The organism is Quatrionicoccus australiensis (assembly GCF_020510425.1).
In the GTDB taxonomy this organism is placed as follows: Bacteria; Pseudomonadota; Gammaproteobacteria; order Burkholderiales; family Rhodocyclaceae; genus Azonexus; species Azonexus australiensis_A.
The window spans coordinates 668841-692056 of record NZ_JAHBAH010000001.1 but is presented as its reverse complement, the minus strand read 5'-3'; the positions used below and the strand labels follow the sequence as shown (position 1 = coordinate 692056).

Annotated in this window: 21 protein-coding genes; all 21 read left to right on the top strand. The window is 63.1% G+C overall.

Going from position 1 to position 23216, the window contains the following annotated elements:
* Nucleotides 1-471 precede the first annotated feature (471 nt).
* The 21 genes from KIG99_RS03445 to hpaE all read left to right on the top strand — a co-directional run bounded on the left by KIG99_RS03445 (nt 472) and on the right by hpaE (nt 23117).
* Nucleotides 472-1470, top strand: a complete 999-nt coding sequence (locus KIG99_RS03445) for a helix-turn-helix domain-containing protein (protein ID WP_226458864.1) — start codon at nt 472-474, stop codon at nt 1468-1470.
* 94 nt (nt 1471-1564) lie between these two features.
* Nucleotides 1565-2734, top strand: a complete 1170-nt coding sequence (locus KIG99_RS03440; protein WP_226458863.1) for an amine dehydrogenase large subunit — start codon at nt 1565-1567, stop codon at nt 2732-2734.
* Between the two features lies 1 nt (nt 2735).
* Nucleotides 2736-3281, top strand: coding sequence for a MauE/DoxX family redox-associated membrane protein (locus KIG99_RS03435; protein ID WP_226458862.1), 546 nt, complete (start codon nt 2736-2738; stop codon nt 3279-3281).
* Nucleotides 3278-3895, top strand: coding sequence for a methylamine dehydrogenase accessory protein MauD (gene mauD, locus KIG99_RS03430; protein ID WP_226458861.1), 618 nt, complete (start codon nt 3278-3280; stop codon nt 3893-3895). The genes KIG99_RS03435 and mauD overlap by 4 nt, the downstream gene beginning before the upstream one ends.
* 3 nt (nt 3896-3898) lie before the next feature.
* Entirely contained in the window at nt 3899-4441 is a 543-nt protein-coding gene (locus tag KIG99_RS03425; RefSeq protein ID WP_226440648.1) for a methylamine dehydrogenase light chain, read from the top strand.
* Nucleotides 4438-4887, top strand: coding sequence for a c-type cytochrome (locus tag KIG99_RS03420; protein ID WP_226458860.1), 450 nt, complete (start codon nt 4438-4440; stop codon nt 4885-4887). Before KIG99_RS03425 ends, KIG99_RS03420 begins: the two co-directional genes overlap by 4 nt.
* A gap of 10 nt (nt 4888-4897) precedes the next feature.
* Nucleotides 4898-5338, top strand: coding sequence for a c-type cytochrome (locus KIG99_RS03415; RefSeq protein ID WP_226458859.1), 441 nt, complete (start codon nt 4898-4900; stop codon nt 5336-5338).
* A 127-nt stretch (nt 5339-5465) separates the two neighbouring features.
* The gene (locus tag KIG99_RS03410) at nt 5466-6545 is read left to right on the top strand and encodes a hypothetical protein (RefSeq protein WP_226458858.1); all 1080 of its coding nucleotides are present in this window, start codon (nt 5466-5468) and stop codon (nt 6543-6545) included.
* A gap of 191 nt (nt 6546-6736) precedes the next feature.
* On the top strand, nt 6737-8356 hold the full coding sequence (locus KIG99_RS03405; protein WP_226458857.1) for a methyl-accepting chemotaxis protein: 1620 nt from the start codon (nt 6737-6739) through the stop codon (nt 8354-8356).
* A gap of 172 nt (nt 8357-8528) precedes the next feature.
* Nucleotides 8529-9908, top strand: a complete 1380-nt coding sequence (locus KIG99_RS03400; RefSeq protein WP_226458856.1) for a DUF1329 domain-containing protein — start codon at nt 8529-8531, stop codon at nt 9906-9908.
* 32 nt (nt 9909-9940) lie between these two features.
* A complete protein-coding gene (locus KIG99_RS03395) occupies nt 9941-11569 on the top strand; it encodes a DUF1302 domain-containing protein (RefSeq protein ID WP_226458855.1) in 1629 nt (542 codons plus the stop codon).
* Between the two features lie 80 nt (nt 11570-11649).
* Complete coding sequence (locus tag KIG99_RS03390; protein ID WP_226458854.1) at nt 11650-14043, top strand: efflux RND transporter permease subunit; 2394 nt, start codon at nt 11650-11652, stop codon at nt 14041-14043.
* A 12-nt stretch (nt 14044-14055) separates the two neighbouring features.
* Nucleotides 14056-15048, top strand: a complete 993-nt coding sequence (locus KIG99_RS03385; protein WP_226458853.1) for a WD40/YVTN/BNR-like repeat-containing protein — start codon at nt 14056-14058, stop codon at nt 15046-15048.
* Nucleotides 15049-15124: 76 nt separating this feature from the next.
* A complete protein-coding gene (locus KIG99_RS03380; RefSeq protein WP_226458852.1) occupies nt 15125-16555 on the top strand; it encodes an aldehyde dehydrogenase family protein in 1431 nt (476 codons plus the stop codon).
* A 96-nt stretch (nt 16556-16651) separates the two neighbouring features.
* Entirely contained in the window at nt 16652-17188 is a 537-nt protein-coding gene (locus tag KIG99_RS03375; RefSeq protein ID WP_226458851.1) for a GNAT family N-acetyltransferase, read from the top strand.
* 126 nt (nt 17189-17314) lie between these two features.
* Complete coding sequence (locus KIG99_RS03370) at nt 17315-18334, top strand: TRAP transporter substrate-binding protein (RefSeq protein ID WP_226458850.1); 1020 nt, start codon at nt 17315-17317, stop codon at nt 18332-18334.
* 28 nt (nt 18335-18362) lie between these two features.
* A complete protein-coding gene (locus tag KIG99_RS03365; RefSeq protein ID WP_226458849.1) occupies nt 18363-18905 on the top strand; it encodes a TRAP transporter small permease in 543 nt (180 codons plus the stop codon).
* A complete protein-coding gene (locus KIG99_RS03360; RefSeq protein ID WP_226458848.1) occupies nt 18902-20230 on the top strand; it encodes a TRAP transporter large permease in 1329 nt (442 codons plus the stop codon). The genes KIG99_RS03365 and KIG99_RS03360 overlap by 4 nt, the downstream gene beginning before the upstream one ends.
* A gap of 15 nt (nt 20231-20245) precedes the next feature.
* The gene (locus KIG99_RS03355; protein WP_226458847.1) at nt 20246-20887 is read left to right on the top strand and encodes a fumarylacetoacetate hydrolase family protein; all 642 of its coding nucleotides are present in this window, start codon (nt 20246-20248) and stop codon (nt 20885-20887) included.
* A complete protein-coding gene (locus KIG99_RS03350) occupies nt 20884-21642 on the top strand; it encodes a fumarylacetoacetate hydrolase family protein (protein ID WP_226458846.1) in 759 nt (252 codons plus the stop codon). The genes KIG99_RS03355 and KIG99_RS03350 overlap by 4 nt, the downstream gene beginning before the upstream one ends.
* Nucleotides 21643-21662: 20 nt before the next feature.
* Nucleotides 21663-23117 carry a 5-carboxymethyl-2-hydroxymuconate semialdehyde dehydrogenase gene (gene hpaE / locus KIG99_RS03345; RefSeq protein WP_226458845.1) on the top strand — a complete coding sequence of 485 codons (1455 nt, stop codon included), beginning with the start codon at nt 21663-21665 and terminating at the stop codon, nt 23115-23117.
* The last annotated feature ends 99 nt before the right edge of the window (nt 23118-23216 follow it).

The window sequence follows — 23216 nt, the reverse complement described above, 5'->3', positions numbered from 1 at the left end:
GGCGCGCCGGCTCCGCTGCGGATGGCCGGCTGCTGCCAGCCCTGTTCGTACCTGTGGCGGTAATCTGCACCTTCCGCTGATTTAATCCCGGCGGGCAACCCGGCCGGGATTTTGCGCTCCACGCCTTTGGTGCGTCCCTTGTGCGCTTCCCCCCATTTTGGTGCTTTTCCCCGCCCGTCGCCGTAGCGCCGTAATGCCCAGCGAATTTTTCCCGTAATTCGCTCGCTACCGGTCAACCCCATATTTTTCGCGGATTTCGCGGCGAATCCGATGATTCCATTCGGGTTTTTTGCTGTTCCCGTAAATCCCGGGCCGGGTTTTTGCTAGAAGGGATCATCCGGATTTTTCTGAGCAGGCACGCAGCACGCGTTGCATGCCGGCGCAGAATTTACGTGAACATATTAGTGAATTTGTTGTACATTAATGAACGAGTTTGATATTGGTGAATTCGATGGGCGTGGAGAAATGCAAATGAACTTGGGTATGGAATCAGTCGCTGCTCGTGGCGCCGTTCGTTGCCGCGCCACTCAGAATTTCGATGTCGACATGCAGGCGTCCGCGTTTGGCTACTCCGGCTGGGGGCAGCGTTACGACCAGTTGTCGTCCGGGCTTTTCCAGGGTTCCATCCACGAAATCAAGCTGCCGGCCTTTACGCTGATGCGTGAAACCAGTAATCGCGTGCTGCTGCAAAAGGGCTGCACGCCGAGCGGCATCTTCGCGATCGGTACCGTCATGGGCCTGGCCGAGCATGGCTACCACTGCGGCGAAATCATGCGCCCGCGCTCGGCTGCCCTGCTTGAACCGAATACCGAATTCGAGATCCGCACGCCGGAGCGTTTCGATCTGGTGGCGGCGGTTTTTTCGCCGGAAGACCTGTGCGCCAATCTCGACGATCCCAGCGTCAATTTCCGCGAACTCGAGAATGAATTGCTGCATAGCGCGAAGACCATCGATCCTCGTCATTCCGAGGCGCTGGCCGATTTTCTGCTGCGTGCTTTCGAAACCAGCCAGGAGTCGCCGGAGCGCCTGCTGATTGCTTCCAACCAGAAGCAACTGGCCGAAGAGTTTTATGCCTTGTTGACCGAGACGCTCAGTGCCGGTGGCGATACGCAAACACGCGGCCTGTGCCCGAACCGCGAGCGCATCGTGCGCCGGGTGCGCAGTTTCCTCGATGCCAATCCCGAGTCGGCGCTGAGCATTACCGACATCTGCGACGAGGTCGGCGTAACGCGCCGCACGCTGCAGAACGCCATCCAGGAAGTATTCAGCATTTCGCCGCAGCACTACCTCAAGGCGATCCGCCTGAACGGTTTCCGACGCGCCCTCAAGGCCTGCGACCCGGGCCGCGAGTCCATCGGCGATGTCGCGGCGCGCTGGGGCTTCTGGCACCTGTCGCAACTGGCCCAGGACTATCGCCGCCTGTTCGGCGAACTGCCGTCGCAGACGCGGGAGCGCTGTCTCAACGCCTGAACGGCGTGCTTTTTGCCAATTCTTGATACAGCCTCTCCCGGGGGCTGCCGGATACTGACCTCACACTCCCTAACGAGTCGATCGAGGTCAGAAAATGAAAAAACTCAGGAAGCGGCTTTGGCTGCTGATGTTGCCAGTCTGTCTGGCAGCGCCCCTCGCCGGTGCCCAGGATGGCCGGCCGGCCCCCCTGCCGGAAGAGGAAATGCGCGTCGAAAAGGCGTCTGCGCCCGACGGCAACCGCCTCTATGTCAGCGACTTTGCTTTCCATCACATGGTCGACGGGCGACTGCACATTGTCGACGGCAAGGCCGGGCGCTATCTCGGCATGGTCAATACCAGCTTTGGCGGGCTGACCACGGTGGCGCCGGACGGCAAGGCGATCTACGTCGCCACCACCTACTACACGCGCCTCTATCGCGGTCAACGCGCCGACGTGGTCGAAATCCACGATCCGCAGACCTTTGCGCTGCTCGCCGAAATCGACATCCCGGCGCGCCGCGCCCAGTCGGCGACTTATCGCAGCCTGCTCGCGCCGAGCGCTGACGGGCGTTTCCTCTACGTGCAGAACGCGACGCCGGCGACCTCGGTCACCGTCGTCGATCTGCAGCAGCGCAAGTTTGTGTCCGAAATCCAGACGCCGGGTTGCTGGTCGATCCAGACCTGGGCGCAGGGGCATCGTTTCTCGGCAATCTGCGGCGATGGCCGCCTGCTCACCGTGACGCTGGACGACAACGGCCAGCCGGTGTCGCGCGAACGCAGCGAAGCCTTCTTCGATCCGGACAAGGACCCGATCTACATCCACCCGGAAGTGGTCGGCGACGAGCGTTACTTCGTCTCCTACAACGCCAATCTGTACAGGGTCCGCCTGGCCGGCGACAAGCCGACTTTCACGCCGCCGGTCTCGCTGCTCACGGCGCGCGACCGCAAGGAAGCCTGGGTGCCGGGCGGCATGCAGGTCATGGCGCTGCATCGCAACAGCAACACCCTGTTCGTGAATATGCACGACAAGGGCGAGGAGGGCAGCCACAAGTTCCCGTCCAAGGAAATCTGGGCCTTCGACCTCGGCACGCTGAAGCGCACGGCGCGCATTCCGTCCAACCAGGCTTCGTCCATCGTCGCCAGCCAGGGGGCGGAGCCTTTGCTCTACTCGCTCAATGTCGAGCGCGGCGAGATCGACGTGCGCGCCATCGGCAAGAAGGGCTATCCCAAGCTGCGCACCATTCCGCGCGTCGGCGACACCGCCGTGTTCATGGAGGTGAACTGAGATGAATGAAGGTCTCTTCCTGTTCGATCCGGTCGTCGTGCATGCCGCGGCAGCGGCCGTCGGCATCGTGCTGATCGCCGGTGCCGGCGAAAAACTGCGCGATCTCGAGCTGTTCCGCTACGCCGTCGAAAACTACCGCCTGCTCGGCAGCCGCGGCGCCGCGCTGTTTGCGCCGCTCTTTGCCGCTGCCGAACTGCTCGCCGGCATCGGTCTCGTCTTCGAGACGACGCGGCCCTTCGCGATGTGGCTGGCGCTGGCCGTGATGCTCGCCGCCACCGGCGGTGTCGCGGTCAACCTGCTGCGCGGCCTCGATCGCATCGAGTGCGGCTGCGGCACCGGCGGCCAGCGCATCTCGTGGGGTCTGGTCGGGCGCAATGTCTGCCTGATCGGCCTGATCGTGCTTGCTGCCGCCGACGAGCAGTCGCGCCAGCTCGGCGTTCTCGATTACTTCAGCGTCGCCGGGACCATCCTCGCCCTGCTGGCGATCTACGCCAGCGCCAACCAGTTGCTTGCCAATCAACCGCTCTTGAAGGAGTTGCAATCATGATGGACCCCATCGTCCTTTCCCTGGCCATCCTGTGGGCCGTCGTCATCGCGCTGGGCGTCTGCGTCCTCGCACTCTCCCGCCAGATTGGCATCCTCTACGAACGCGTCGCACCGATGGGCGCGCTGATGATGGACACCGGCCCCAAGGTCGGCGAACTCGCACCGCCGGTCGAAGTCACCACCTGGGAGGGCCGCAGCCTGACCATCGGCCGTAGCGCCGAGAAGAGCAAGCTGGTCTTCTTCCTGTCGCCGACCTGCCCGGTGTGCAAGAAGCTGCTGCCGATCATCCGTTCGGTGCAGGCGCGTGAAAACCGCTGGCTCGAAGTGGTGCTCGCTTCCGACGGCGACCGCACCGAGCACGTCGATTTCTACGCCAAGCATCAGCTCGCCGACTTCCCGTACGTGCTGTCGCAGCCGCTCGGCATGGCCTACAAGATTTCCAAGCTGCCGTACTGCGTGCTGCTCGACGCCAAGGGCTTCGTCCGCGCCAAGGGCCTGGTCAATTCCCGCGAGCAGGTCGAAAGCCTGATGACCGCCTACGAAAGTGGCGTCGCCTCGGTGCAGGAACATATCGATCGTCAGTTGCTCGGCGATGTGACCCCGGAGAAGGTGTAAATCATGGATTTCCTCAAACTGCTGGACCGTTTCGCCGAGCGCGGTACGCGCCAGGTGGCATCGAAAACCGGCCGCCGCAGCTTTCTGACCGGCGTCGGCAAGATCCTGGTCGCCAGCGCCTTCACGCTGCCGGTGCTGCCCTTCGACCGGACCACCTCGGCGCTCGCCGCCGACGACTCTCGCAAGAAGAAGGCTGAACCGACCGATACCGATTGCGATTACTGGCGTTATTGCAGCGTCGACGGCTTCCTCTGCACCTGCTGCGGCGGCACCAAGACGAGCTGCCCGCCGGGCACCACGCCGTCCGCCGTGTCCTGGGTCGGCACCTGCCGCAATCCGGCCGACGGCCGCGACTATCTGGTCAGCTACAACGACTGCTGCGGCAAGACGACCTGCGGCCGCTGCGAGTGCAACACCAACATCCGCGAACGGCCGGGCTATCGCCTGGGCGTGCATAACGACATCAACTGGTGCATGGCCAACCAGAGCAGTCTCTATCACTGCACGGTATCGGTCATCGTCGGTCTGGAAGAGGGGCAGTCATGAAGCTGCGCCGCATTTTTGCCCTTTTTCTCGCGTTGACCGCTGGCGGCGCTTTTGCCGCCGACGGCAAGGCGATCTACGACGCCAACTGCGCTTCCTGCCACCAGCCGGACGGCGCCGGTGCGGTCGGCCTGGCGCCGCCGCTCGCCGGCACGCTTGGCAAGCGCATCACGATGCCGGCCGGGCGCCAGTACGTGCCCGGCGTGCTGATCTCCGGGCTGGCCGGCAAGCTGGTGTCGAAGGGCGTCACCTACACCGGCATCATGCCGTCCTGGCAGCAGTTCTCCGACGAGGAGCTAGCCGGGGTCGTCAATTACGTGCTGACCACCTACAACGCGGCCGAGCTGCAGCCCGGGCATCAGCCCTACGTGGCTGTCGAGTTTGCGCAGATGCGTGAAAAGAAGCCGTCCGGCAAGGAACTCAAGGCCTGGCGGGCCGAGTCGGAATAAGGAAAAAAACATGCGTGCCTCCACTCTGCTTGCCCGTTGCCTGGCGATTGCCGGGTTGGCTGTAATTGTTTCCGGTACGGCTCTGGCCGATCCGGCCCAGAAGAACTACCGCCTGCATTGCATGGGCTGCCACCAGGCCGACGGCACCGGTTCGCCGGCCAATGGCATTCCCAGCATGCGCGGTGAGGTCGGCAATTTCCTCAAGGTGCCGGGCGGTCGCGCCTACCTGTCGCAAGTACCGGGGACGCTGCATACGCCGCTCAGCGACGGCGATACCGCCGAACTGCTCAACTGGGTCATGAAGAACATCGGCGGGCGCAGCGTGCCGGCCGATTTCAAGCCGTATACCGAGGCCGACGTGAAAGGCTATCGCGCCAGCGTACCGGAAGACATTCCGGGCCTGCGCGTCAAGCTGGTCGGCCTGATCGAGGCAGGACGCAAGGGCGATTGAACGCGCCTTTGCACGGCGGCAGCGTCGGCCGGCGCTGCCGCCATTTTTTTATTCAAATTACAAACATATTAGCGAATTGGCTGGCGCAACAGGTTTGCGATCCAGACCATTCCCGGAGACCTGTTTCATGTCGAATCCCAATCCCGTTTCCGTGCGCACCGGCGCGCTGGCAACTGTTGCTGTCATCACGTTTTCCTTGCTGCTCTGCGCCGCGCTGTCGCCCGAGTTCCTGACCGGCTGGGCGACGCTCGTTCTGGTCGCGATGGTGCCGGCCCAGATCGTGATCAGCCTGGTCTGGCAGGGCAATTACCCGATCAAACTGGCGTCCTTGCCGCAGCCCTGGCGCGGGCTGGCCTTCGTGGCGCTCAATGTCGCCGTCGGCAGCGTTGTTGCCGCTATTGCCTGGGCCACGGTGGGTGGTGCGATGTCGCCGCCGGTACCTTTCGTGAACATGTACCTGATCTTTTCCGTGCCGGTCATGCTCTTCCTCGTCATCGTGCTGCAGGGCTGGCCGTTCAACGTGCTTTCCGGGCATCCGGGCCTGATTGGTCTGTTTTTGCTGCTGGCCGACTATGCGCTGACCACCTTGCTCTACCGCGTTCTGTTCAATTTCGGTTTCATGGCCGGGGCGCCGTTCTATACGGTCGACCTCGATCCGCAGGGCATTTTCATGGCCTGGCAACCGCTGGTGGCGAGCATTGCAGCGGTGGTGCCGATGCTGGCGCTGGTCCTCTTCGATTTCTGGCCGATCAGCCTGATCGCCCGGCGCTGTCCGCGCCTCGCCGGTCAGCCGGCCAGCGGCCTGCTGGCAGCGCTGTTCGTCGGCATCGTGGCGCTCGTGCTCTGGCTGTTCTGTGTCGAGCATGCCGGCATGGATCTCGTGCTCTTCATGGTCCGCGTCTGTGTCAGCCTGAGTTTCGGCTTCTTCATCATTCTGGTCATGTTCGAGGGCATGCCGGCGGTCAGTCTGGTGCAACCCTGGCGCGGCGTGGTCCTTTGCCTGCTCGGCATTGCCCTGGCCATGGTCATGTTGTTCATCTATCAACTGGTCGCGGTTGCCGGTCTGGCTCTGCCATCCGGTGCGCCGGCCTACCGGCTCGAGCTCTGGCTGGGTTCGGCGATGCTGGCGGTGACCTTTCCGGCGATGGTGGTGGCGGCCGCGTATTTCCGCTTCTGGCCTTTCCGGACCGGGGGCAGGGCGAGCTGAGTCGGGCAACTGGCAGGACGTTCGCTGTGGCAACAAAAGTTGCCAATTTTCGATAAAGGCTGCGGCCTGCGGCTGGCGATAATTTTTGCCAGCCGGGGCAGCCAGCCCGGCAAGAAGCAGCCGCGGTCGGGCGCAGTTGATGCGCCGGATGCGACGGCCGCCAATTTCCCTCCCCACAGGAAGTCGACCGCATGACCATCAAGCTCCGCCTCTGGGCGATCACGCTGCTCTCCTTGCTTTCCCTGCTCATTGTCGGCGGCGCCGGTTATCGCGCCGCCAGTGGCCTGGGCGAGAATCTCGGCGCCATCATCAATCTCGCCGTACCCAGCATCAAACTCCTGACCGACAGCGAGCGCGAACTGGCTGGCATCCGCATCGCCTTGCTGCAGCATCTTGCCGAATCCGACGCGGCGGCGATGGGCGAGCTGGAACAAGGTGCGGCGCAGGGCCGGGCGAGTATCGCTAACGCCCTGAAGCAGTACGAGAACTATCTCGATCCGGCTTCCGATGTCGATCGCCAGCATCTGGCGGCTGACCGGCAGGCGGTCGATGAGCTTTATGCGCTGGCGCAGGAGATCTTTGCCCTGTCGCATCGCGACAAGGCGCAGGCGCGGGCCCGCTTCGCCAGCCAGGGGGCAGCGCGCAGTGCGGCGGCGAGCCTGGCGATCAGCCGTCACCTCGAACTGAACTACCGGCTCTCGGCCGAGTACGGCAAGGAGTCGCTCGATGCCGCCGCGCATGGCATCAATACAGCGGGTGTCATCACCCTGGCCGGCATCGTGGTCCTGCTGCTTGCCGCCGTGCCGCTGATTGGCAAGATCAACGCCAGCCTGGCGAATTTTCACCGCGCGACGACGCGGATCACCAGTGAGCTGGATTTCACGACCCGCATCGCGTTGACCGGTCAGGACGAGTTGGGCCTGCTGGCGCGCGACCTCAATGCGCTGACCGGCAAGACGCAAGACAACCTGCAGGCGATTGCCGCCCGCGCTACTGAAGTCGTCGAGGCCGCCGACGATCTGGCCGCCCATGCCGGGCAGGTCGCTCGTGCCTCGGCGACACAGACCGATGCTGCCTCCAACATGGCGGTCAATGTGCAGCAGATGGCAGCCAGCATCGGCCAGGTCGGCAGCCAGGTCGATAGCGCCGACCGCCTCGCCCTGGAGTCGGCCGCCATCGCCCGCGACGGGCAGGCGGCGATGCAGGAAACGGTCAAGGACATCAGCGACATCGCCTGCACGGTGCGCGACGCGGCCGGCATGATCGACCAGCTCGAACGGCAGAGTCAGGAAATCGCGCTGGTCGTCGGGGTGATCAAGGAGGTCGCCGAACAGACCAATCTGCTCGCGTTGAATGCCGCCATCGAGGCGGCGCGCGCCGGCGAGCAGGGGCGCGGCTTCGCGGTGGTCGCCGACGAGGTCAGAAAGCTGGCCGAGCGTACCGCCGCATCGACGCAGAAGATCAACGCCACCATCGAAGTCATGCATCTCAACACGCAGCAGACCGCTGGCGCCATGCAGCAGGCGGTGCGCCAGGTCGAAGCCGGCGTCGCCCGGGCCGGCAACGCGAGCAGCGCGATTGAGCGGATCGGCAGCAGCAGCGCCCTGATCACCGGCATGGTCGCCGGCATCAATGCCGCGCTGCAGGAACAAAGCCGGGCGAGCGGCGAAATCGCCGGACGCATCGAGCAGATCGCCCACATGTCGCAGGACAACGACCGCGCCGCAGCGGCGACCTCCGATGCCGCCGTGCAGCTCGAAGGGCTGGCCCGCCAGGTGCAGGAGATCGTTGCCAGCTATCGGCTGGCGTAGGTGGCACGGCGCTTGTGCTTGTACCCAATCGTCAGGCGCCGTTCTGATCCAGATCAAGAAAAGTTGCCGATTTTTGATAACGGGCAAGTGCCCGCAATTTCTACACTCAAGTCATCAATAAGCAGTCCGGGCTCGGCGGGGGTCGCGCCTACTACCTAACCAGGAGGTTCAAATGTTTGAAATGCGAAAAGTAGGCGCAATCCTGACCGCGCTGTTTGCGATCAGTAGCAGTGCGTATGCCGCCAGCGAGGCCGAAGCGGCCAAGCTGGGCAAGGAATTGACCGCCGTCGGTGCGGAAAAGGGCGCCAACAAGGACGGTTCCATCCCTGCCTTCCAGGGCGAGGCGATGACCGCCGGCTGGTCTTACGGCAAGAGCCGCGCCGAGTTCTGGAAGTACAGCAACGACAAGCCGCTGTACAGCATCGATGCGAGCAACGTCGACAAATACGCCGCCCAGTTGTCGCCGGGCCAGGTCCAGATGATCAAGCAGAACAAGGGTTACAAGATGGATGTTTATCCGTCGCGCCGGACCTGCAGCAATCCTGACTTCGTCGTGGAAAACACGAAAAAGAATGCCACCACGGCCAAGATCGGCGCCGATGGCTGGAGCCTCAAGGAAGCCACCGTGCCGGGCATTCCCTTCCCGCTGCCGAAGACCGGTACGGAAGTGATGTGGAACGCCAAGATGAAGTACATGGGCGTCGGTTACGAGTTGCCCAATGTCTATACCGCGCTGTCGCCGCGTGCCGGTTCCAGCGAGTGGATTGCCGCGACTTCGACGCAGACCTACTTCTTCCCGTGGGGCAAGAAGGGCTCGAACGCCTTGTCGAGCTTCCCGCAAGTCGAATACTTCACCTACTTCACCTACAAGTCGCCAACCGCGCTGGCCGGTCAGGCCCTGGCGGTGACCAACTTCCTCGACAAGACCAACGACGTCTTCTACTACTTCCCGGGCCAGCGTCGCGTGCGTCGCATGCCGACCTATGCCTACGATGCGCCGCAACTCGGTTTCGAGAACCAGTACACGATGGACGAGCCGCGCCTGTTCAACGGCACCATCGAGCGCTTCGACTGGAAGCTGGTCGGCAAGAAGGAACTGATCGTCGGCTACAACGCCTTCGGCATGTATGACCCGAAGGTCAAGTTCAACGAGGTCGCCAAGGACAACGGTGTCGATCCGGCGCATCGTCGTTACGAAACGCACCGCGTCTGGGTGGTTGAGGCCACGGTCAAGGCCGGCGTGCGTCACGTCGCACCGAAGCGCACCTTCTACATCGATGAAGACAGCTGGTCGCTGGTTGTTGCCGAGGACTACGACGCTCAGGGCAAGCTCTGGAAGCTGCGCGAAGGCTTCGTCATTCCGGTGCATGAAACCGGTGCCTGCGATAACCCGGCCTTCGTCCAGTACAACCTGATCGACAACCGTTACCTGGTCGACCAGAGCTCGCTGGCGAGCGGCAAGGACATGAAGTGGTTCGTCGAAGCCAACGATCCGAAGCTGAAGGAAGGCTATTACACGGCGGACAACCTGCGCGCGATCAGCGATCGCTGATCCGGTCGACACCTTAAAACGGGGGATTTTCCATGCACGGACTTTTCAAGAAAACCGTCGTCGCGGCGCTGGTCGGCTACATCGGCAGCGCTTCGGCCTTCACCTTCGAAACCGAGAGTGTTTCCGGTAGTTTCGATTCGACGATCAGCATGGGCATGGGCATTCGTGCCCAGAGCCCGGCTTGTAATCTGGTGGTCAGCGGCGCCACCGGCAGCGGCGCGCCGTCGGGGTGCACGACGGCTGCCGGCGTCGGCGACCAGGGCAATATCAACTACGCAAAGGGTGATGCCTTCACGACCTATCTGAAGGGCACGCACGAACTGCTGGTCAAGCTGCCCGACGACTGGAAATTCATGGGCCGGGTCAGCTGGCTGAAGGATTTCTCGGCTTCCAACACGACCGGCTACGTCAGTGCGGCGACCGGACCAAATGGCTATACCACGTCGCTTTCCGACGAGGCACGCGACGACCTGAAATTCAAGGCGCGCGTGCTCGACCTGTGGGTCAGCAAGGAGTTTTCGATCGGCGAGCAGCGCGCCCGCGTCCGCGTCGGTAACCAGGTGATCAGCTGGGGCGAAAGCCTCTTCCTGCCGGGCGGTATCAACCAGACCAACGCCATGGACATCATGCGTCTGTCGCAACCCGGCACGCAGTTGAAGGAAGTCTTCCTGCCGGCACCTATCGTCAGTTTCGCGACCGGTCTGGGCAATGGCGTCAATATCGAAGCCTATGTGCAGGGCAAGTGGAACGACAACTACTTCCCGCCGACCGGCAGCTACTGGTCGCAGCTCAATGGTTTGGGCAAGGGCGATGCGGCTTACGGCATTCCCAAGCGCAGCGCCAAGAATTCCGGTCAGTACGGCGCCGCCGTGCGCTGGCAACCGGCTGACACGCAGCTGAATCTCGGTCTCTATGCCATGGCTTACCATGACAAGGCGCCGCAATTGAGCCTGACCAACGGGCCGGAGTGGGTTTTTGCCGAAGACCGCCAGATGTTCGGTGTCTCGGCCAATGCGCCGGTCGGCGACTGGTCGATCGGTACCGAGTTGTCCTACCGCCCGAAGGATGCCGTCTCGCTCAACCCGAATGTCGATGGCTGCGCCAATACCGGCGGCCGTTGCTGGGTGGACGAGAAGAAGTTCCAGTGGCACCTGACCGGCATGCTGAGCATGACGCCGGGTGATTACGGCGGCATTCTCAAGGCGCTCGGCGGTGCTTCGACCGCCACCCTGATGATCGAAGGCGTCGCTTCCTACTATCCGAAGCTCAAGAAGTCCTACAACGGCGAACTGGTTGCTGCCGGTGTCTGGGCATGGGGCCAGGAATACAACCTGGGCGGCACGCTCGAACCGGTTGGCGACAAGCTGTCGGCCGGTTACAACCTCGACTTCAGCTGGGTGTATGACGGCAACCTGATTCCGGGCTGGCAGGTCATTCCGGAAATCTACTTCTTCCACGCGGTCAGCGGTCGTACGCCGAACTCCTCGGCACTGTTCATGGAAGGGGCCAAGTCGGCCAACTTCATGGTCAATTTCGTGCAGAACCCGGCCAACTGGCAGATCGGCGTCAATTACGCCAAGTTCTGGGCCGGCAAGCGCGTCTTCGACCAGCCGTACGCCGACCGCGACTTCTTCGGTATCACCGTTTCACGCAATCTCTGATGCAGGACGGGGCCGGCCGCGGGTCGGCCCCATTTTTTGACCCAAACCAATAACAAGCACTCCGCAGGGAACAGCTCGCCATGATCAATTTTTTCAGCGTAAATGATGTCGACCGGCATCTGACCCGGCTGCTCAAGGGCCTGGAAGATTTCTGCTTCCGCTTCAGGACGCCTTTCCTGATCTGGCTCGCCGTGTTTACCGCCGGCATGGGCTACTTCGCCTTCCAGCTGCGCATGGAAGCCGGCTTCGAAAAGCAGATGCCGACCGGCCACGAATACATCGAGACCTTCCAGAAATATCGTAACGACGTGCTTGGTGCCAATCGCCTCAACGTCGTGGTCAAGGCGAAACAGGGCACGATCTGGACGCAGGAAGGTTTGCAGCGCCTTTACGACGTGACCCAGGCGGTGATCTACCTGCCGGGCGTCGATCGCCTTGGCGTGCAGTCCTTGTGGACGCCGAACAGCTTCGTCAATGAAATCACCGAGGAAGGCTTTCGCGCCGACCCGCTGATTCCCGGCACCGTGATGCCGGATCAACTGACCCCGGAACTGATCGCCGGCATCCAGCGTTCGGCCGGGCAGGGCGGTTTCGTCGGTACCCTGGTCTCGCGTGACCAGACGAGTGCGATGATCGTCGCCGAGCTGGCCGAGCTCGACAAGGACGGCAACAAGATCGATTACGTCGCCTACAACGCGCTGCTCGAAGAATTGCGCGGCAAATACGAGGATGCCGGCTTCGAGGTCCAGATCATTGGCTTCGCCAAACAGATCGGCGACATCGCCAACGGCGCCTCGGCGGTGCTCGAATTTTGTGCCGTGGCGCTGCTGCTGACCGCTGCCGCGGTGTACTGGTACTGCCATTCGATCCGCTTCACGCTGCTGCCGGTGGTCTGTTCGCTGACCTCGCTGGTCTGGCAGTTCGGCGCGCTGCGCCTGCTCGGTTTCGGTCTCGATCCGCTGGCCGTGCTGGTGCCTTTCCTGGTCTTCGCGATCGGTGTGTCGCACGGTGTGCAGCAGATCAACTTCATCGTACGCGAGCTGTCGCACGGCAAGACGACTGAAGAAGCGGCGCGCGCCAGCTTCTCCGGCCTGCTCATCCCGGGCGTGCTGGCCCTGGTCACCGCCTTCGTCTCCTTCATCACCCTGGTCATGATCCCGATCCCGATGGTGCGCGAACTGGCGATCACCGCCTCGCTCGGCGTCTTCTTCAAGATCACGACCAACCTGGCGATGCTGCCGATTGCCGCGTCCTATTTCAAATTCACCAAGGAATATGCGCAGACGGCGATGTTGAAACGCGACAAGCGGGCGCGCTGGCTGCGTTCGCTGGCCCGCGTTGCCGAGCCGCGCAATGCCGCGATCGTCATCGCGATCACCACGGCGATCTTCGGCATTGCCGTCTGGCAGAGCAGCGACCGCGTCATCGGCACGCTGCAGCCGGGCGCGCCGGAACTGCGCCCGGAAGCCCGCTTCAACCGCGATGCCGTATCCATCTCGACCTCCTACGACACCGGCCTCGATTGGTTGACGGTGATTTTCGAGGCAGCGCCCGAGTCCTGCGAGAACGTCGCGATCGGCATCTACCAGGACCAGTTCGTCTGGGAAATGCAGCACGTCGAAGGCGTTCTTTCGGCCAGCTCCTACGCCGGCCAGCTGCGCACCTTCAACGAGGGCTACAACGAAGGCAATCCGAAGATGGGGGCGATCCCGATCGATCCGGGCAATTACGCGGCGCTGAGCACCGAGATCGGCCGCATGCGCGGTTACATGAAGAAGGACTGCAGCATGACCGCGGTGCATCTCTTCCTGACCGACCACAAGGCGACCACGATCAACCGCGTCATCGAGCAGGTCAAGGCTTTCCGCGACAGCAACAAGCTCGAGGGCGTCAGCGTCCGTCTCGCCTCCGGCAATGCCGGCGTGCTCGCCGCGGTCAATGACGAGGTCGAGAAGAGCGAGATGCCGATGATGCTCTATGTCTACGCCGCGATCATCATCCTGGTCGCCATGGTCTATCGCGACTTCCGCGCCGTGCTCGCCTGCTGCCTGCCGCTCACGGTCGGCACCTTCATCGGCTACTGGTTCATGAAGGAACTGGAAATCGGCCTGACCGTCGCGACCCTGCCGGTGATGGTGCTGGCGGTCGGGATCGGCGTCGATTACGCCTTCTACATCTACAACCGCCTGCAGATGCACATGGCGGGCGGGCAGAGCATCGTCAAGGCGCTCGAGTTCTCGATTCTCGAAGTCGGCACGGCGACCATCTTCACCGCCATCACGCTGGCCGTCGGTGTCGCCACCTGGGCCTTCTCGGATCTCAAGTTCCAGGCCGACATGGGCAAGCTGCTCGCCTTCATGTTCATGGTCAACATGGTCATGGCGATGACGGCACTGCCGGCCTTCGCGGTCTGGCTGGAAAAACTCTTCCCGCGCAAGACACCGGTCCGCGCGCCGGGCATCTTCAGTCACTGAGCGGAGTTCATCATGCAAAACAAATCCTTCAACTTCCGTCGCCCGCTCGTCGCCCTGTTGTTCGCCGCCGCCTGTCTGCCCGCCCTGGCCCAGGTGCCGGCCGCGCCTGTCCCGCTGCAGGCGCAGCCGGCCCGCCAGTCGGCCAGCGCCACCCTAGCCCCGATGCTGGGCGCGACGACGGCCGGCAAGCGCATCGTCGCAGTCGGCGACTACGGCATCGCGCTGCTCTCCGATGACGATGGCAAGCATTTTCGCCAGGCCGGCAAAATGCCCCTTTCCTCGACGTTGACCGCTGTAAGTTTCGCCGACGAGAAAAATGGCTGGGCCGTCGGCCACTGGGGTGCCATCGTGCATACCACCGACGGTGGCGAGACCTGGAGCATCCAGCGCCTCGACACGCAGGAAGACCGGCCGCTGTTTGCCGTGCATTTCTTCAACGCCGAAGAGGGCGTCGCCGTCGGCCTGTGGTCGCTGGTGCTGCGCACCCGTGACGGCGGCAAGACCTGGGAAACAATCACCTTGCCGGCGCCGCCGGAAGGCGGCCGGGCCGACCGCAACCTGTTCGCGACCTTCGCTTCGCCCAAGGGCAGCCTGTTCGTTGCCGCCGAGCGCGGCGCCGTGCTGCGCAGCGACGACAAGGGTCAGACCTGGCAATACCTGAATACCGGCTACAAGGGCTCGTTCTGGACTGGCCTCGCGCTGCACGACGGCACGCTGCTGGTTGCCGGCCTGCGCGGCTCGCTGTACCGCAGCGGCGATGACGGCAAGACTTGGCATGCGGTTGACAGCGGCAGCAAGAGCTCGCTGACCAATCTGCTCGAAGTCGGCGCGCGGGTCGTCGGTGTCGGTCTGGATGGCGTGGAAATCGAGAGCCGTGATGCGGGTGCCAGTTTCACCGGCCTGCAACGCGACGATCGCGTGTCGATGACGGCCCTGGTGGCCGGCAGCGGCAACGGCCTGGTCCGCTTCTCGCGGCGCGGCGTACTGGCCGAAGGCAAGCATTGAACGGGTAACAGGTGGTAGGTGGCGCAGTGCTTCACGCTGCGCCACGGTAACAACAAATAATAATCAGGAGACAAACATGAAAAACATCACGATGCTGATCGATGGTCAGCTGGTGGTCGCTACGGCGACCTTTCCCGTCATCAACCCGGCCACCGGTGAAGCTTTCGCCCAGGCGGCAGCCGGCAACGCGGCGCATGTGGACGCAGCGGTCGACGCCGCAAAACGGGCATTTTCCGGCTGGAGCAAGACGCCGGATGCCGAGCGCCAGCGCCTGCTGCATGCGCTGGGGGCGGCGCTCGAAGCGCACATGCCGGAACTGATGGAACTGGTCACGCTGGAAACCGGCAAGCCGCTCGCCGGCCTGAACGGCGTCGGCGCCGGCATGGAAGTTGGCGGTTCGATTGCCTGGACGCATGTCACGGCCGACCTGACGCTGCCGGTCGAGGTGCTGCAGGACAACGCCGAAGCGCGTGTCGAGATTCACCGCAAGCCGCTCGGCGTGGTCGGTTCGATCACGCCGTGGAACTGGCCGCTGATGATCGCCATCTGGCACGTCATTCCGGCCTTGCGCGCAGGCAATACGGTGGTCATCAAGCCGTCCGAACTGAGCCCGGTGGCGACGGCGCGCTTCGTCGAACTGGCCAATGCCATCCTGCCGCCGGGCGTGCTCAACCTGGTGACCGGTGCCGCCGGCTCCGACGTCGGCCCGGCCATGGCCAGCCATCCCGGCATTGCCAAGATCGTCTTTACCGGCTCGACGGCGACCGGGCGCAAGATCATGGCGGCCGGCGCCGGCAACCTGAAACGCCTGACCCTGGAACTGGGCGGCAACGATGCCGGCATCGTGCTGCCCGACGTCGATGTCAAGGCCGTGGCACCCAAGCTGTTCGGCGTCACCTTCCACAACAATGGCCAGACCTGCGCCTGCCTGAAACGCCTCTACGTGCATGCCAGCATCTACGAAGAAATGTGCGCGGAATTGGCCCGTATTGCGGCGTCGACCGTGGTCGGCGACGGCTTGCTGCCGGAAACCCAGCTTGGTCCGATCCAGAATGCCATGCAACTGGCCAAGGTCGAGGAACTGGCCGCCGACGCGCGTGCCAGTGGCGGCCGCTTCCTGTGCGGCGGCAAGCGTCGCGCCGGGCCGGGCTATTTCTACGAGCCGACCATCGTCGCCGACCTCAGCGACGGTTCGCGCCTGGTCGATGAAGAGCCGTTTGGCCCCTTGCTGCCGGTCATCAAGTACAGCGATGTCGATGAAGTCATTGCCCGTGCCAACCGGAGCCTGAACGGTCTGGGCGGCTCGATCTGGTCCACCGACCTGGTGCGCGCGGCCGAGCTGGCGCAGCGTCTCGAGTGCGGCACGGCCTGGGTGAACGAGCACGGCGCCGTGCAGCCGGACGCGCCGTTTGGTGGCGTCAAGCAGTCCGGCATCGGCGTCGAGTTCGGCAGCCACGGCCTCGCCGAATACACCTCGATCCAGACCCTCAAGATCATGAAGTCCTGAGCCGGCGCCCGTCGTGGGCCGGCCTGCTTTGCGTTTTCTCTCTCCTCTGCGAGTTTTCCGGCCGCCCTGTGCGGCCGGCTTTTTTTAATTCCCATCATGACCTCCTTCCTGATTCCCGAGCGTGCCGAGTCGGCGCGCCTGATCCTGCGCATGTTCCGTGAAGACGACTGGCAGGCGATGCACGCGCATTACGCCGATCCCGAAAGCACCCGCTACACGCTTGGCCGCAGCCTGAGCGAAGGCGAAAGCTGGCGCCTGACTGCGACCCTGGCCGGGCACTGGCTGCTGCGTGGTTACGGTCCCTATGCGCTGGAAGCCAAGGCCGACGGGCGGGTGCTCGGTACGGTCGGCCTCTGGCATCCGGTCGACTTTCCCGAGCGCGAAATCAAGTGGGCGCTGCATCCCGCGGTGCGCGGCCTGGGCTATGCCAGCGAGGCGGCGCGGGTCGTGCAGCGCCTTGCCGCTGCGGCCTTTCCCGGCTTGCCGCCGATCAGCTTCATTGATCGCGATAATGCCGCGTCGATCCGCGTTGCCACCTCGGTCGGGGCCTGTCTGGAAAGCGAAACCGACTTTCGCGGCCGGCGTTTCCAGGTCTTCCGCCATCCGCCGATGGATGCTGCGGTGCACCAGTAAAAAGTCGTAAAAAAAGACCAAAAATTATTCCCTCAAGTATTGACTCACTAATATCGTAGTGATTTAATCGCTAACATATTAACGAAGATGGGCTGCGGCCCGGTGTCCAATAAAGAGGAGATGAACATGAACTATCGCAACTTCGCAGTTCTCGGTGCGCTGGCTGTTTCGCTGCCGGCCATGGCCCAGGAAGTCACCTTCAAGATCGCCCACTTCCTGCCGTCGGCCGCGCCGACCCAGCAGAAGGTGCTGCAGCCGTGGTGCGACGACATGAAGAAACAGTCGAACGGCCGCATCGCCTGCCAGTTCTACCCGGCCATGCAGCTCGGCGGCACGCCGGCCCAGCTCGCCGACCAGGTCAAGAACGGCGTCGCCGATATCGTGTGGACCGGCCCGGGTTACTCGGCCGGCCGCTTCCCGGCCATCGAAGCCTTCGAACTGCCGTTCATGGTCAAGGATGCGACCAGCTCCTCCAAGGCGCTGTGGAAGTACTATCAGCAGAATGCGCAGCAGGAATTTGCCGCCTACAAGGTGCTCGCTTTCCATACTGATGGCGGCCAGGCCGTGCATACGGCAGCCAAGCCGGTGGTCGGTCTGACCGGCTTCTCGGGCCTCAAGCTGCGCACCTCGACCCGTGTCGGTGCCAAGACCCTGGCCGCGCTCGGCGGTTCGCCGGTCGCCATGCCGCCGGCCCAGGTCACCGAAGCCATTTCCAAGGGCGTCGTCGACGGTTCGTTCGGTGCCTGGGAGCTGGTCTATCCGACCAAGCTTTCCGAAGTCACCAAGTTCCACGCCCAGCCGGCTGCCGGTGTGGCGCACCCGACCGCGACCGTACTCACCGTGCTGATGAACAAGGCCAAGTATGACGGCCTGCCGGCTGACCTGAAGGCCATTGTCGACAAGACCACCGGCGAAGTCATGGTCGGCAAGTTCGGCGCCATGTTCGACGAGGTGGCTGCCGATACCCGCAAGCGCATCGCCGCCCAGGGCAACAAGATCTCCACCTTCAGCGCGATTGAAGTCGCTGCCATGAAGCAGGCTACGGCCGGCGTCGAAGAAGAGTGGGCGAAGCAGGTCGGTGAAAAGGGTCTGGACGGCAAGAAGCTGATTGCTTCTGCCCGAGAACTGACCGGCACCGCCAAGTAATAAAGACGAAACAGGGAAGAGGTGAATCATGCATGATCCGATGGGTATCCCCCACGATCTGGTGGAACACGACAGGGCAGAGCACTGGCTGATCCTGGCGGGCAAGGCGATGGCGATTTCGGGCGGCATGCTGTTCGTCGCCCTGATCGCGATGTCGCTGGTTTCGATCATTGGCCGCAAGCTCGGGTTTGGCTCGGTCAATGGCGATATCGAACTGATGCAGGCCGGTACGGCTGTCGCAGCCACGGCATTCCTGCCGTACTGCACGCTGCTCGGCGAGCACATCAAGGTCGATTTCTTTACCGAGAACATGCGTGATTCGCTGAAGCGCCCGATCGATGGCGTCGCCGAAGTCCTCTTCGCCATCGTCTCCGGCATTCTCGTCTGGCGCACCGTCCTGTCGGCGATTGCCACCTACGAATCGGAAGAAGTGACGACCCTGGTCTCGCTGCCGCTGTGGATTCCGACCGCGCTGCTCGTGCCCGGCCTGTTCCTGATGATGGTCTGTGCCATCTATCGCGCCTACGCCCACTTCCATCCGACCAAGAACATCCCGGGAGCCCACAAATGAGCGGTACCGCAATCGGCCTGATCGGCTTCGCCTGCCTGCTCGGCATGCTCGCCATCCGGATCCACATCACGATGGCAATGTTCATCACCGGCTCGGCGATTTACCTGGTGATGAACCACGGTGAGACTTCCGGCCTGCTGTACACCCTGAACAACCTGGTCTATGCCCGGGTTTCCAACTACGACCTGGCGGTGATTCCGCTGTTCATCATGATGGGCCAGTTCGCCACGCATGGCGGCCTGTCCAAGGCGCTGTTCAAGGCGGCCGGCACCCTGATCGGTCACTGGCGCGGCGGTCTGGCGATGGCTTCGACGGCTGCCTGCGCGGCGTTCGGCGCCATCTGCGGCTCCTCGCTGGCGACTGCCGCAACGATGGGCCAGGTCGCGCTGCCGGAACTGAAGGCTGCCGGCTACTCCGGCAAGCTGGCGACTGCCACGCTGGCCGCTTCCGGCACGCTGGGTATCATGATTCCGCCGTCGGTGCCGCTGGTCATCTACGCCGTGCTGACCCAGGAATCGATCGGCAAGCTGTTTGTCGCCGCCGTCGTGCCCGGCATCATCGCTGCCCTCGGTTATATCCTGGTCATCGCCATCGTTGTCCGGCGTGATCCGTCAGCCGGTCCGGCCGGCGTCAAGGTGCCGTTCGCCGAAATGATCAAGGCCCAGATCAACATCATTCCCGTGCTTTGCGTCTTCCTCGTCGTCATCGTCGGTATCTACGGCGGCTGGGCCAACCCGACCGAGGCTGCCTCGATCGGTGCGGCGGCCTGCGGCATCATCGCCGCGGTTTCCGGCGGCATGCGGACCAAGGACTTCCTGCAGAGCGTCTATGGTACGGCGCACGCCACCGGCATGATTTTCATGGTGCTGATCGGCGCCGACCTGCTCAACTCCAGCCTGGCCCTGTCGCAAATGCCGACCGAGCTGGCAACCTGGGTGGCCGGTAGCGGTTTGCCGCCGCTGGTTGTGCTCTTTTCCATCCTGGTCATCTACGTCCTGCTCGGCTGCGTGATGGATTCGCTGGCCATGATCCTGCTCACCATTCCCATTTTCTACCCGATGGTGATGGGCCTCGATTTCTTCGGCATGGGCCTGGAAGACAAGTCGGTGTGGTTCGGTATCCTGGCGCTGATGGTGGTTGAAATCGGCCTGGTCCATCCGCCGGTCGGCATGAACCTCTACGTCATCAACAAGATTGCCAAGGATGTGCCGATGAGCGAGACCGCCTGGGGTGTGATGCCTTTCCTGGCGTCCGACTTCATCCGCATCATCGCCCTGGTCTTCTTCCCGATTGTGTCCCTCGGCCTCGTGCATTACCTCGGCTAACTGGAGCTAGCAACAATGATCAAACAGCAAGTCAGCGGTACGGTATATGGCGTCATTCTCAATGACGCAGCCTCCGTGCAAAAAATCGGTTCGCTCGAAGAGGCGCCTTACAAGGGCGCCCCGAAGGCCCCGGCCCTGTACATCAAGCCGGCCAATACCCGCGCTGCTTGCGGCGCAGCGATCGACCTTCCGGGCGATGCCAAAACCGTCGAGGTGGCCGCCACCATCGGTCTGGTCATGGGCCGCGCCGCCGGCCGCCTGACGGCTGAAAACGCACTCGACGCCGTTGCCGGCATCGTGCTTGCCGCCGACTTGAGCCTGCCGCACGCCAGCTACTACCGTCCTGCGATCCGCGAAAAGTGCTTCGACGGCTCGCTGCCGCTGTCTTCGGTCAAGCCGCTGGTTGATCTGTCTAATTTGGTGCTCAACACTGAGATCGACGGCAAGGTTGTCGATACCCGTTCGCTGGCCGGTCTGATCCGCCAGCCGGCACAACTGCTCGCTGATGTCACCGAGTTCATGAGCCTGCGCCAGGGTGACGTGCTGCTCGTCGGCGTCAGCTACCAGGCACCGCAAGCCGCGGCCGGCAGCAAGATCACGCTCAGTGCCGACGGGGTCGGCAGCCTGAGCTTCACCATCGCAGGAGCACAAGCATGAAGCACGGACGCATTGCCTACAACGGCGCCGTTCATCAGGTCACCGAAGACAACGGCCACGTCCGCCTGGCCGACGGTCGACTGCTCAAGGAAGGCGATTTTCAGTGGCTGCCGCCGGTCGAAGTCGGTACCGTCTTCGCGCTCGGCCTGAACTACGCCGACCACGCCAAGGAACTCGCCTTCAAGGCGCCGGAAGTGCCGCTCGTCTTTTTGAAGGGGCCGAACACGATCACCGGTCATAAGGCGCAGACGCGCCGCCCGGCCGACGCCACCTACATGCACTACGAGTGCGAACTGGCCGTGGTCATCGGCAAGACCGGCAAGAACGTCGCCAAGGCTGACGCCATGGACATCGTCGCCGGCTACACCGTGGCCAACGATTACGCCATCCGCGACTACCTCGAGAACTATTACCGTCCGAACCTGCGCGTCAAGAACCGCGACGCCTGCACGCCGCTCGGCCCGTGGCTGGTCGACGCTGCCGACGTGCCGAATCCGATGGCGCTCAAGCTGACCACCCGCGTCAATGGCAAGACGACGCAGACCGGCACGACGGCCGACATGATTTTCGACATCCCGACGCTGATCGAATACCTGTCGTCCTTCATGACGCTGAATCCGGGCGACGTCATCCTGACCGGCACGCCGGAAGGCCTGGCCGACGTCAAGGCGGGCGATGTCATCGAAACCGAAGTCGAAGGGGTCTGTTGCCTGGTCAACAGCATCGTCGACGACGCGACTTATTTCGCTAACTGAAGAACAAAGGCGAGGACAGCATGATCAAGCACATCATCAACGGCCAGAAGGTCGACAGCAAGGAAACGTTCGAAACCATCAACCCGGCGACCGGTGAAGTCATCGACACCGTCGCCAGCGGCGGTACGGACGAAATCAACGCCGCGGTGGCTGCCGCCAAGGCCGCCTTTCCGGGCTGGGCGGCAACGCCGGTCAAGGAACGCGCCCGTCTGGTGCGCAAGCTGGGCGAACTGATCGCCGCCAATGTCGAGCCGATCGCCGACATGGAAACCGCCGACTGCGGCCAGGTCACCAACCAGACCAAGCGCGTGCTGATTCCGCGTGCCTCGGACAACTTCAACTACTTCGCCGAGCTGATCCAGCACATGCACGGCGAAACCTACGATTCCGACACCGGCCACCTCAACTACACGCTGTGGCAGCCGGTTGGCGTCTGCGCGCTGATCTCGCCGTGGAACGTGCCGTTCATGACCGCGACCTGGAAGACGGCACCGTGCCTGGCTTTCGGCAACACGGCGGTGATGAAAATGTCCGAATTGTCGCCGTTGACCGCCAACCGCCTCGGCGAACTGGCCCTCGAAGCCGGCATTCCGGCCGGCGTCTTCAACGTCGTGCATGGTTTCGGCGACAAGGCCGGCGAACCGCTGGTCTCGCACCCGGATGTCCGCTCGATCTCCTTCACCGGCTCGACCGCCACCGGCAACCGCATCGTCAAGGCCGCCGGCCTGAAGAAATTCTCGATGGAACTGGGCGGCAAGTCGCCGTTCATCATCTTCGACGACGCCGACTACGAACGCGCCCTCGATGCCGCCATCTTCATGATCTTCTCGAACAACGGCGAACGCTGCACCGCCGGCTCGCGGATCATCGTCCAGGAAGGTATCTACGACAAGTTCGTCGCCGATTTCGCCGCCCGCGCCTCGCGCCTGGTGGTCGGTGACCCGATGGATCCGAACACCGTGATCGGCCCGATGATCTCCAAGGGCCACATGGACAAGGTCAATTACTACATCGAACTCGGCAAGCAGGAAGGCGCCGAAGTCGTCTTCGGCGGCGGCACGCCGGTTGTCGCCGACAAGTTCAAGAACGGTTTCTGGGTGCAGCCGACCGTCTTCGCCAATGTCGACAACAAGATGCGCATCGCCCAGGAAGAAATCTTCGGGCCGGTGCCCTGCATCATCCGCTTCAAGACCGAAGAGGACGCCGTGCGCATCGCCAACGACACCATCTACGGCCTCTCGTCATATCTCTGGACCAACAACACCGGCCGCGCCATCCGCCTGGCCAAGGCCATCGAGTCGGGCATGACCTTCGTCAACAGCCAGAACGTGCGCGACCTGCGCCAGCCCTTCGGCGGTTCCAAGGCTTCCGGCACCGGTCGTGAAGGCAACCACTACAGCTACGACGTGTTCTGCGAAGCCAAGAACATCGCCGTGTCGTACGGCAGCCATCACATCCCGCGTTGGGGCGTGTAACTAACACTCCTCCCCCTTCAAGGGGGAGGCCGGGAGGGGGATGGGTTCGTTCCGCGAATAAAACCCATCCCCACCCCAACCCTCCCCTTGAAGGGGAGG